The organism is Limimaricola cinnabarinus LL-001, from assembly GCF_000466965.1.
GTDB classification, from domain to species: domain Bacteria; phylum Pseudomonadota; class Alphaproteobacteria; order Rhodobacterales; family Rhodobacteraceae; genus Limimaricola; species Limimaricola cinnabarinus.
In genome coordinates this window covers 23,160-34,465 of record NZ_BATB01000042.1, presented here as the reverse complement: position 1 = coordinate 34,465, position 11,306 = coordinate 23,160, and the positions used below count along the sequence as shown (strand labels likewise).

General features: G+C 66.0%; 11 protein-coding genes. 7 read left to right on the top strand and 4 right to left on the bottom strand.

Annotation, left to right across the window (positions count from 1 at the left end):
• Both MBELCI_RS13215 and MBELCI_RS13210 read left to right on the top strand, forming a co-directional pair.
• On the top strand, positions 1-418 hold a 418-nt coding region (locus MBELCI_RS13215), incomplete at its 5' end, for an SCO family protein (protein ID WP_045320154.1).
• The gene (locus MBELCI_RS13210; protein ID WP_021694741.1) at positions 418-1,032 is read left to right on the top strand and encodes a TlpA family protein disulfide reductase; all 615 of its coding nucleotides are present in this window, start codon (positions 418-420) and stop codon (positions 1,030-1,032) included. The genes MBELCI_RS13215 and MBELCI_RS13210, both read left to right, overlap by 1 nt.
• A gap of 38 nt (positions 1,033-1,070) precedes the next feature.
• Here MBELCI_RS13210 and MBELCI_RS13205 read toward each other — a convergent pair whose 3' ends face one another.
• Together MBELCI_RS13205 and MBELCI_RS13195 are read right to left on the bottom strand one after the other, a co-directional pair.
• Positions 1,071-1,691: a L,D-transpeptidase gene (locus MBELCI_RS13205; RefSeq protein WP_021694740.1), complete on the bottom strand. Its 621-nt coding sequence runs from the start codon at positions 1,689-1,691 to the stop codon at positions 1,071-1,073.
• Between the two features lie 252 nt (positions 1,692-1,943).
• Positions 1,944-2,222, bottom strand: a complete 279-nt coding sequence (locus MBELCI_RS13195; protein ID WP_045320159.1) for a metal-sensitive transcriptional regulator — start codon at positions 2,220-2,222, stop codon at positions 1,944-1,946.
• Positions 2,223-2,367: 145 nt separating this feature from the next.
• On the opposite strand from MBELCI_RS13195, the gene MBELCI_RS13190 reads away from it, so the two are divergent.
• Positions 2,368-4,716 (top strand): heavy metal translocating P-type ATPase, encoded by a 2,349-nt coding sequence (locus MBELCI_RS13190; RefSeq protein WP_021694738.1) that lies wholly within the window; start codon positions 2,368-2,370, stop codon positions 4,714-4,716.
• 71 nt (positions 4,717-4,787) lie between these two features.
• Positions 4,788-5,045, top strand: a complete 258-nt coding sequence (locus MBELCI_RS13185; protein ID WP_021694737.1) for a hypothetical protein — start codon at positions 4,788-4,790, stop codon at positions 5,043-5,045.
• Here the strand turns inward: MBELCI_RS13185 and xylA are convergent.
• Both xylA and MBELCI_RS13175 read right to left on the bottom strand, forming a co-directional pair.
• Positions 5,036-6,337, bottom strand: coding sequence for a xylose isomerase (gene xylA / locus MBELCI_RS13180; protein WP_045320157.1), 1,302 nt, complete (start codon positions 6,335-6,337; stop codon positions 5,036-5,038). The genes MBELCI_RS13185 and xylA overlap by 10 nt on opposite strands.
• Positions 6,338-6,454: 117 nt before the next feature.
• Positions 6,455-7,483 carry a LacI family DNA-binding transcriptional regulator gene (locus MBELCI_RS13175; RefSeq protein ID WP_045320156.1) on the bottom strand — a complete coding sequence of 343 codons (1,029 nt, stop codon included), beginning with the start codon at positions 7,481-7,483 and terminating at the stop codon, positions 6,455-6,457.
• A 311-nt stretch (positions 7,484-7,794) separates the two neighbouring features.
• On the opposite strand from MBELCI_RS13175, the gene MBELCI_RS13170 reads away from it, so the two are divergent.
• From MBELCI_RS13170 to MBELCI_RS13160, 3 genes are all read left to right on the top strand, one after another.
• On the top strand, positions 7,795-8,232 hold the full coding sequence (locus MBELCI_RS13170; protein WP_021694734.1) for a universal stress protein: 438 nt from the start codon (positions 7,795-7,797) through the stop codon (positions 8,230-8,232).
• Positions 8,233-8,243: 11 nt separating this feature from the next.
• Positions 8,244-9,791, top strand: coding sequence for an alanine/glycine:cation symporter family protein (locus MBELCI_RS13165; protein ID WP_021694733.1), 1,548 nt, complete (start codon positions 8,244-8,246; stop codon positions 9,789-9,791).
• A 165-nt stretch (positions 9,792-9,956) separates the two neighbouring features.
• A complete protein-coding gene (locus MBELCI_RS13160; protein ID WP_131505556.1) occupies positions 9,957-11,288 on the top strand; it encodes a VTT domain-containing protein in 1,332 nt (443 codons plus the stop codon).
• Positions 11,289-11,306: the final 18 nt, after the last annotated feature.

The following is an 11,306-nucleotide window of genomic DNA, read 5'->3' as shown; positions in this document are numbered from 1 at the left end:
GTTCTTCGGCTTCACCAACTGCCCCGATGTCTGCCCGACCACGCTGGCCTACATGGCCACCGCGCTCGATCTTCTGGGCGAGGACGCAGGCCGGGTCGCACCGCTTTTCATCACGGTGGACCCCGAGCGGGACACGCCCGAGGTCATGGCCGACTACGTCGCGAACTTTCACCCTGAGTTTGTCGGGCTGACCGGCAGCAACGATCAGGTCACGGCCGCCGCGCATGCCTTCAAGGTCTATCATGAGCAGCTGCCGGATGCGGAGGCCGCCGACGGATACCGCATGGCGCATGCCGGCCACATCTACCTGATGCGGCCCGACGGCCGCTTCGAGGCCGTCTTCCTGGAAGGCGACCAGCCCCCCGAGGATCTGGCCCGGGAGATCGAGATGCGCATCGAGGCGGAGGGACGAAGTTGATGCGGCGGCTCGCTCCCATCGCCATGATCATGGCCCTGCTCGGTATCCCGGCGCTGGCCGATCACCCGGGCGAACGGCTCGACGAGGTCACCGCCCTGAAGGAGCCTGCATTCGAGGCGATCTCCGGCCCCGCGCCTGATCTGGACCTCATCGGCGCGGATGGTCAGCCGCTCGATTTCGCGGACCTCGCGGGACAGGTCGTGGCCGTGCACGTCCGCTCGAGCCCCTGCCTCGAGCCCTGCCGGGCGCAGCATGATCGATTTTTGCAGACGGTAACATTGCTCAACGCGAGCCCGATGCGCGAGATGGTCCGCTTCATCACGATCGCCGAGGAACCGGACGGTATCGACACCGTCGACGCCGGGAACTGGTCGGTCGCGGCGCCAAGTGGTGCGCTCGAAGACCTCGAGGCAGAACTCGCCTCCCGATCCACACGAAATGGAGACAACCCGATGCTTCACCTCTTCGACCGGGAGGGGCGGCATGTCGCCATCTTCCACGGCGCCGGCTTCGCGCCGCTCAACCTTCTCATGCATATCAATGGTCTGACAAACGCGCATCCGCATCCCGAGCCCGACGGCCTGCTCGACTGGGTTAGGGGGTGGTTCCGATGACCACGGCCGCGCCTGCGCGCACCGGAACCCAGGATCACTCAACCATGGTGGTCCATCCCATGCTGGTCTGGATTATAAGAATTTCCCGCCTTCGGATAGAGATAGACCGTCGTGCCCATAGGCACCTTTTCGTAGAGCTCGATGATGTGGTCGTTCACAAGCCGCGCGCAGCCGTTTGAGACCGCTCGTCCGATAGTCGAAGGCTGATTGGTACCATGGATGCGCAGATAGGTGTCGCGTCCGTCGACGAAGAGATAGAGCGCCCGCGCGCCGAGCGGATTGTCGATCCCGCCGGGCATCCCGTCTTTCTCATATTTCTCGTATTTTTCAGGCTCCCGCTTCACCATAGCCGGCGTCGGCTTCCAGCTTGGCCATTCCTTCTTCATCTGCACGACATAGCGGCCAGCATGGTAGAGGTCGTCGCGCCCGACGCCGACGCTGTAGCGAATGGCCCTGCCCTCCGGAAGCGTCCAGTAGAGCGCAAACTCGTCCGGCATCACGTGGATTTCCCCCGGGGCGATACCCGGTGCGATCTCCACTTCGCGCGGCAGAAACTTCTCGGGCAACTCTTGGCTGGAATGCGCCCATGCCGATCCGGGAAGCCATGCGCTCGCCACGCCGAACCCCGCGACCCGTGTCAGAAACTGTCGTCTTTGCATGCCATTCGCCTCAATTCTCAGCCGGTCAACATAACTGAAAGTCTGCCCGGCTCCATTGGTTCACCACTCGACTCCATAAGACGTGGGAACTTGCTCCGGCGCCACACACGAACCAGTCAGCCACCTTCGGTCAGGGGTGCCGTCTTGAGGGTCCCGTGGTGGATCGCGGTGCAGATCGCAACGACGAGGATCGAGAGCAAGATAGTCTGGATCATGAGGGCTCAATGAGGATCGGGACAGATCCATTCCCGATCAATCCCTCGCCTTCTCGAGCAGGGCGACCATCTCGCGGAATTTGGTGCGCTGCTCATCGGCGTCGCCCGACAGGATCGCCCCTTCCATGCAGTGGTTGGCGTGGTCCTCGATCAGGAGCCGTTCCACCACCTTGAGCGCCGAGCGCACGGCGGCTGTCTGCATCAGCACATCGACGCAGTAGCGGTCTTCCTCGACCATCCGCAAGACGCCCCTGATCTGGCCTCCGAGCCGAGCCAGCCGCTTCTGAATCGCCGTCTTGTTCTTCTTTTCTTGCATGTCATTCGCCTCCGGCTTCGGAACCATACGCCCGAACGAGGGTTCCCACCATACCCTACACGGGTATCTTGGTGCATATACCCTACGGGGGTATGATACGGCATCGAGGCGCCGAGTCGGCGCCTCCGCAGCAAGGAGACTTGCCATGGACCACACCAGTCATGCGCATGCGCATCATCATCCCCTTCCCGGCGATCGCACCGCGACCGATCCGGTCTGCGGCATGAGCGTCGATGTCGAAACCGCCAAGCATGTCTCGGAGCACGAGGGGGAGACCTTCTACTTCTGCTCGGCCAAGTGCCGCGAAAAGTTCGATACCCGGCCCGAGGTCTTTCTCGATCCCTCGCTGAAGGCCGCACCGCCCGAGCGCGCGGACCAGATCTACACCTGCCCGATGCACCCCGAGATCGAACAGGTCGGTCCGGGCTCCTGTCCGATCTGCGGCATGGCGCTGGAGCCCAAGGGCATTCCGATGACCGAGGGCCCGAGCGAGGAATACATCGACTTCCGCCGCCGCTTCGTTCTTGGCGCGGTGCTGACCGTGCCGCTCGCGGTCATCGCGATGGGCCGGCATTTCGCGCCACACGCCTTTGCTATCATCTCCGCCCCGATGCTCGACTGGATCGAGCTGATCCTCGCGACACCGGTGGTGCTGTGGTGTGCCCTGCCCTTTTTCGAGCGTGGCTGGGCCTCGGTCCGCAGCCGCAACCTCAACATGTTCACGCTGATCGCGCTCGGGGTCGGCGTGGCCTATGTCTACTCGGTCGTGGCCACAGTAGTGCCACAGATATTTCCGCCGCAGTTCCGCGGCCACGAGGGCGAGGTCGGCGTCTATTTCGAGGCGGCGGCGGTGATCGTCACGCTGGTGCTGTTGGGCCAGCTTCTGGAACTGCGCGCGCGCGAACGCACCGGGGGCGCAATCCGCGCGCTGCTCGATCTCGCCCCCAAAACGGCACGGCTGGTGGACGAGCGTGGCGAGCGCGACGTACCGCTCGACATGCTGCGCTCAAACGACCGGCTGCGCGTGCGCCCGGGAGAGAGCGTGCCGGTGGACGGCGTGGTGCTTGAGGGCCGCTCGACCATCGACGAGAGCATGATTACGGGCGAGCCGATCCCGGTCGAGAAGGCCGAGGGCGATCCGGTCACCGGCGGGGCGATCAACCAGACCGGCAGCTTCGTGATGGAGGCGCAGCGCGTCGGCGCCGACACCATGCTCAACCGCATCGTCGCCATGGTCGCCGAGGCGCAGCGCAGCCAGGCACCGATCCAGAAGCTCGCCGACAAGGTCTCGGGTTACTTCGTTCCGGCGGTGGTCGGTGTGGCCATCCTCGCCTTCGTGGTCTGGAGCATCTTCGGCCCCGACCCGGCGATGGCCTTCGCGCTGGTCTCCGCCGTCTCGGTGCTGATCATCGCCTGTCCTTGTGCGCTCGGTCTCGCCACACCGATGTCGATCATGGTGGGCGTCGGCAAGGGCGCGGGGCACGGCGTGCTGATCAAGAACGCCGCCGCGCTCGAACGTTTCGCCGCCGTTGACACGCTGGTCGTGGACAAGACCGGCACGCTGACCGAAGGCCGTCCTGCTCTGGTCGAGGTGGTGGCCGAAGGCATGGGCGAGGACGAGCTTCTGGGCCTCGTTGCAGCGCTGGAGGCGCAGTCCGAGCATCCGCTGGCGCGTGCCATCGTGGAGGGCGCGAAGGAGCGCGGCATCGCCCTGCCCGAGGTCGAGGACTTCGACAGCACCACCGGCAAGGGCATCTCGGGCCGCGTCGCGGGCCGCGGCGTGGCGATCGGCAACGTCGCGATGATGCAGGATTCGGGCGCCGACACCGCTGCTCTGTCCGAGCGGGCCGATGCCGCGCGGCGCAAGGGGCAGACGGCCATCCTCGTGGCGGTGGACGGACGCGCCGCCGGGCTGGTCGCTGTGGCCGACCGGATCAAGGAGACGACGTCCAAGGCCATCGCGGCGCTGCATGAGGAGGGCCTGCGCATTGTCATGCTGACCGGCGACAACGAGGTGACGGCCCGCGCCGTGGCCGAGGATCTTGGCATCGACGAGGTGATCGCTGAGGTGCTGCCCGCCGACAAGCAGGCGGCGATCCGCAAATTGCAGTCGGAGGGCCGGACGGTGGCGATGGCCGGTGACGGGGTGAACGATGCCCCTGCCCTTGCCGCCGCGGATGTCGGCATCGCCATGGGCACCGGCGCCGATGTCGCGGTGGAGAGCGCCGGCGTCACGCTGGTGCGCGGCGACCTGACGGCGCTGGTCACCGCGCGCCGGCTCAGCCGCGCCACGGTGCGCAACATCAAGCAGAATCTCGCTTTCGCCTTCCTCTACAACGGCCTCGGCGTGCCCGTCGCGGCCGGCCTGCTCTACCCCTTCACCGGGCTGCTGCTGTCGCCGGTGATCGCGGCCGCCGCAATGAGCCTGTCCTCGGTCTCGGTGATCGGCAATGCGCTGAGGCTGCGCGCTGCCCGGGTGGGGTTCGACGGGTGACACGAAGTGCGGGGCGGCACCGAACCCGCCGCCCCGCTTCTGGTTGAGTTCGAAAGATAGGGAGACAGACCATGTCGAAGTCGAAGAACATCGCGCTCGGCGTGCTGATCGGAAGCATCGGCACCGTCGGCATCGCTGCCTTGGGCGGCATCGCCTATGTCTATTCGGGCGGCTACAACGTCGCCGCCACCGAGCCTCATGCGCCGACCATGCGATGGGCGCTAGACACCAGCTATCAAAACTCCGTCCAGACCCGCAGCGATACGACAGCCCGTTCCGACCGGAAGGTGGCGGCCCCGCGCGGGGCCGCCATTGCCTCTTACACGTAGCGGTTCACGAGGTTTTCGAGCCGCTCCTGCCGCCCCGAGCGCGGTTCGGGGTTGATCCCTTCCCCCTCGACCCGCGCGGCGATCTGCTCAAAGCCGCCCGCCAGCATGGCCTTGGCCTCGGGGCCATCCCAGCCCGCGTAGCGCGTGTCGCGTGCGGCCTCGAGCTTGCCGTCCTCCAGCATCCTCGCCGCCGCCTTGAAGCCCGCCGCACAGGCGTCCATGCCGCCGACATGGGCGAGGATCAGGTCCTCCGGGTCCAGCGACTGGCGCCGCAGCTTGCTGTCGAAATTGGTGCCGCCAGTGGTGAAGCCGCCCGCGCGCAGCACTTCGTAATAGGCCAGCGCCATCTCAGGCACGTTGTTGGGAAACTGGTCGGTGTCCCAGCCCGACTGGTAATCGTTGCGGTTCATGTCGATCGAGCCGAAGATGCCAAGCTCGCGCGCCAGCGCCAGTTCGTGCTCGAAGCTGTGACCGGCGAGGATCGCATGGCCCTGCTCGATGTTGACCTTCACTTCCTTTTCCAGCCCGAAATCCTTGAGGAAGCCGTAGACCGTCGCGACGTCGTAGTCGTATTGGTGCTTGGTCGGCTCCTGCGGCTTGGGCTCGATCAGGATGGTGCCGTTGAATCCGATCTTGCGGGCGTACTCCACGGCCTGCGTCAGGAAGCGCCCCGCCTGTTGCCGCTCGCGCCCCATGTCGGTGTTGAGCAGCGTCTCGTAGCCCTCTCGCCCACCCCAAAGCACGTAGTTCTCGCCGCCAAGCTGGTGCGTGGCGTCGATGCAGGATTTCACCGTCGCGGCGGCAAAGGCATAGACATCCGGGTCGGGGTTGGTGGCCGCGCCTGACATGTAGCGCCGGTGCGAAAAAAGGTTCGCCGTGCCCCACAGGAGCTTGGTCCCCGTGGTTTCCATCTTGCCCTGAAAGTAGTCGGTGATCTCGCGCAGGTTGCGGGTGTTCTCGGCGAAGCTCGCGCCTTCGGGCCGCGCATCGACGTCGTGGAAGCAGAAATAAGGCGCGCCGAGGATCTCGAACATCTCGAAGGCGACATCGGCCTTGAGCTTGGCCTTCTCCATCCCCTCACCGAACCAAGGCCGATCGAAGGTCTGCCCACCGAAGGGATCGCCACCCTCCCAGGCGAAGCTGTGCCAATAGGCGACCGAGAAGCGCAGATGCTCCTTCATCGGCTTGCCCATCACCACCTCCTCCGGGGCGTAGTGGCGGAACGCGAAGTCGTTGTCGCTGTCGGGTCCTTCGTGGCGGATTGCCGGAATGCCCTTGAAGAAATCTGTCATGCTGGTCTCGTTCCTCGCCTGCCGATATGCCCTGCGGTGCAGCATCCGGCCCTTCATTTCTGACTAACGTACATCAAGAAAGGCGAAGCGCAAAGCCTCCTCTATGGGAAGTACGGTTCAGGGCAGGTTGTCGCGCAGGAAGATTTCGATATGGACCAGTCCGGTCCGCGCATCGATTGGCACCGCTTCGATAAGGCTACGAATGATGACGAGCGCGCTCGCCACCTCCCTGTGGATGTCCTGTTGCAGCACGGCGTCGAACACCCCGTCCTGCAAGGCCACGCGGGACTGATCGGTCAACTCATGCACGACCACCATGGGTCGCGGGACAGCCCCCGCTCGGTCAAGCGCACCGCGCAGGCCGCGATTGCCGCCGCCAAGGCTGTAGATGCCAATGATGTCGTCATGTTTGCGAAGCACGTCGCTCAAAAGTGCCTCGACCCGAGCGGCCTCGTCGCCGCCCTCAATGGGAGGCAGCAGATCCAGATCCGGAAACTCCGCATGCATGACCTGCTCGAAGCCGAGCCTGCGTTCGACGTGATCGCGCACCAGCATCGATCCGGCGACGATCGCGATGCGGCCCCGCCGGTCGGCGCAGAACCGGCCCAGCAGCCCGGCGGCGGTGCGCCCGGCCGAGACGTTGTCGATACCCACGAAATGGGCACGTGCCGAGGCCGAGAGGTCGGAGATCAAGGTCACCACCTGAATACCTGCAGCGCGCAGTTCTGAGACGGCCTGCCGGACCTCGGCCGATTCCGTGGCGACCATCACCACCCCGTCGACCCCCGCCTCTTTCGCACGGCGTAGCGCCGCCGCGAGCGCCCGGCCATCGAATGGCGGCACCAGCGAGACGGTGATCTCGGTGCGATCGCGCAGCGCGATCCGCGCATGCGTTTCCAACTCGGCCGCGAGGTTGCGCATGAAGCTGTTCGGCCCGTCGGGGATCACGAAATGGATGTCGTAGATCCGCTTGCGCGACAGGTTCGCGGCCATCAGGTCGCGCTCGTAACCGAGCTGTTTCATCGCCGCGCGAACCCGCTCCTGCGTGGTCGCCCGCACCCCGTCGCGCCCGTTCAGGACCCGGTCGACGGTGGACAGGCTGACCTTGGCCACGCGCGCTACGTCATGTACGGTCGGTCGCGACATCTGGCCAGTCTCCTTGGTCTTCATGATGTCCGGGTTAGACCAGCGACGGGCGATCGACAATCTGACGCCGCGCCAAGGCCCCCTGCCCCGCGCCGCTCTGGCCCCTAGCGCAGGCCGTTCAGCGGCCAGCCGACTTACGGGGCCGGCCTCGATTTGCACCTCTCGGCGTCATTCGCGCCGAAACAAACCCACGACAATCTGGCATCCGCGCTTCTAAGATGATCACAGGGGTGTTTCCGACCGTCGCGGCGACCCGGCGAAAGCCATGGTGCCGTGCAAGGTCATGCCCGAGCAAGACAAGGAGAGGCTCAATGACAACCAAGCTCGTTGTCGGACTGGACGGCCATGCCTCGGGGGAACGCGCCCTCGATTTCGCCGTCACGCAGGCCCGGCTCATCGGGGAGTGCGATCTCGTAGTCGCCTATGTGATCGAATGGTCCCCCTTTTCGTTCCATTCCGCCGAGGAAAACGCCCAGCGCCACAAGCGCCGCGAGGAAGAGATCAGCACGGTGATGACCCGCGTGATCGACCCGGCGGTAAAGAAGCTGCAAGCGCTGGGGCTGACCGTCACCGGAAAGGTGCGCCACGGCGACGTGGCCGATACGCTCAACGCCATCGCCAAGGAACAGAAGGCCGCGCAGATTATCGTGGCGCGCTCCTCGGAGGGCGGCTTTTCAAGCCGCATCTTCGGCTCCTCGACCTTCAACCTCGTGAAGGGGGCCGACGTACCGGTCACGGTGGTGCAATGAAAGGGTCGCGGATGACCAAAACCATGATCGCGGCGCTCGCCGCCGCCATGCTCACCGCCGTTCCCGCCGCCGCACAAGAAGGTTCGACGCTCGATGCGCGCGTCAACGAAATCTTCGCGGACGTGACGGGACCCTTCGTCAGCTTCATCTTCGCGCCGCTCTACGGCACGGATTTCCCGTGGATCGTGATGTGGCTCGTCATCGCGGCCACCGTGTTCACGCTCTATTTCGGCTTCGTGCAGTTCCGCTATTTCGGCCATTCGATCCGACTGGTGAAGGGCGACTTCTCCGATCCCGACGACGCAGGCGAGGTCAGCCATTTTCAGGCGCTCGCCACGGCGCTGTCGGGCACGGTGGGGCTTGGCAACATCGCGGGCGTCGCGGTGGCCGTCGGCATCGGCGGGCCGGGCGCGACCTTCTGGATGATCCTCGCGGGGCTTTTGGGCATGGCGTCGAAGTTCACCGAATGCACCTTGGGCGTGAAATACCGCAACGAATACGAGGACGGCACCGTCTCCGGCGGGCCGATGTATTACCTCTCCAAGGGTTTTCGTGAGCTTGGCGTGCCCGGTGGCGGCTTCCTCGCGGTGCTGTTCTCGATCTTCTGCATCCTCGGCGCGCTGGGCGGCGGCAACATGTTCCAGGCCAACCAGGCGCATGCGCAGATCTCGGGCATCGTCGGCGACTATCCGGGCTGGATCACCGGCCTCGTCTTCGCCTCCGTGGTCTTTCTCGTCATCGTCGGCGGCATCAAGTCGATCGCGCGGGTCACCGAGAAGATCGTGCCTTTCATGGGCATCCTCTATGTCGGCGCGGCGCTGATCATCCTGATCGTCGAATACGACAAGATCGGCTGGGCCTTCGGCCAGATCTTCGCCGGTGCCTTCAGCGGTCTGGGCGTCGCGGGCGGTCTCGTCGGTGCGCTGATCCAGGGCTTCAAGCGCGCGGCCTTCTCGAACGAAGCAGGCGTGGGTTCGGCCGCGATCGCCCATTCGGCGGTGCGCACCAAGGAGCCGATCACCGAAGGCTTCGTCTCGCTGCTCGAGCCGCTGATCGACACGGTGGTGATCTGCACCATGACCGCGCTCGTCATCACCATCTCGGGCCAGCTCATCATGGACCCGCAGACGGGACGCTTCGTTCTCGACGAGGCAGGAGCCGCGATCGCCACGATCGACGGCAACACCGGCGTGGCGCTGACCTCGGCGGCCTTCGCCGAAGGGATCAGCTGGTTTCCCTACGTGCTCGCGGTGGCGGTGGTGCTCTTCGCCTTCTCGACGATGATCAGCTGGTCCTATTACGGGCTGAAGGCCTGGACCTACCTGTTCGGCGAGGGCAAGACCAAGGAGCTGGTGTTCAAGCTCATCTTTTGCGCCTTCGTGGTGGTCGGCGCGGCGGCCAATCTCGGCCCCGTCATCGACTTCTCCGATGCGGCGATCTTCGCCATGGCGGTGGTCAACATCTTCGGCCTCTATTTCCTGATGAAGGTCGTGCGCGCGGAATTGCGCTCCTATGGGCGGCGCCTGCGCAGCGGCGAAATCGCGGCCTATACGGACTGATCCGCCCGGCCTTCCCGCCCCCCGCGGCGGGGAGGCCACGGCCGCCGCGAGGCGTCCGGATCGGGCCCGGTGCAGGAATGCGGCACCGTACGGTGGCAGGTTCGGAACGTGGATGCACCCGGTCTTGAGAGCCTGTAGAGATCCCCGGGCGAGGCGGCCGACCTCGTGGCCGAATGGGGAACCGGGAACATGGTGTCGTGGGGCGAACCGGCGCTGCTGCTGGCGACAATCATCAATCAGCTGCCCGTGATCAGCATCTTCGTGCCGACCGAGCCGGTCTATGTCTATCTCGGCACACAGCTTCCGGCGGCGGGCGGGCCTTCGCTTCTCCTATGCATGATCGGCGTCTGGATCGGCAGCCAGGGCGCCTTCTGGCTCGGGCGTACCGCGGGCGCGCGGGTGGTGGCGCGGATGAATGTGGCGCCCCGGGCCATGGCACGGGCGCGGCGGCTGTTCGAGCGGCGCGGCGCGGCCTTCGTGGTGATCGCGCAGATGATCTGGCCCATCGCCACGCTGACGCAGGTCATGGCCGGTGTCTGGGGGATGCGCCCCGCCACCTATCTCGGAGCCTCAGCCATCGGCGCGGTTCTGGCAATCGCCCAATACGCGGCGATCGGCTATTTCTCGGCCGCCGGGCTGCACATGCTGGGGCTGCAGCCCGAGGAGCCGCTTCTGGTGTGGATCGGGCCCTACCGGGTGACGATCGGCCTGCTGCTTTTGCTGACGCTCGGCACGCTGCTGATCCTGCGGCGGGTGCGGCATCCGCTGCCGTTGCGGCTGGCCTATGCGGGGCTCCTGGCGCTGGCGATGTTCGTGGCGGTCAATCTCGGGGCGCTGACCAGCCGGGCCGAGGCGGCGGGCGGCGTCGCGCCTTTGCCGCTGGACCTTGCCTGCCGGGCGCTGGACGAGACCCTGATCGCGCGCACCGGGGACACGCCGCTGCACGCGGCGCAGCCGATAAACCTCGCTCTCAGCGGCTTCGACGATCCCGCCGCCCTGTTGCGCAGCCTGGGCTGGCTGCGCAACCGCACCTATGCGGGCGACGGTCTCGACGCGATGGAGATCCTGCGCCTCACCTTCGCGGGGCTGCCGCCCGCCTCGTCGATCCTGCTCGACGGCATCGCCACCGATCTGGCCTGGCAGGAACGACGCGGCACCGTGCCACGCACGCAGCTCAGGCTGTGGCGGGTCGCAGTGCCGCAGGGCCTGCCGCCGGTCTATCTCGGGGCGGTCGGGCGCATCGACGCCGTGACGCTGCGCCTGTGGGGGGAGGTGCCCGCACTTGCCTACGATCTGTTCCCCTATACCGACACCGCCCGCAACCGCGAGGCCGAAGCGATCACGGCGGCGGTGGCGGGCGCAAGGTGGCGGCTGGTCGGGCCGAACCGGCCTCTCGACATGGAGAACCGCTTCGAGAGCGATGGTCGCCTTGCCAGCCTGCGCACCCCGGGCACTCCCGGCCTGACGCAGATCTGCGCCGCCCGGACGCCCGGCTGAGCCCGATCCTCCGGAGGC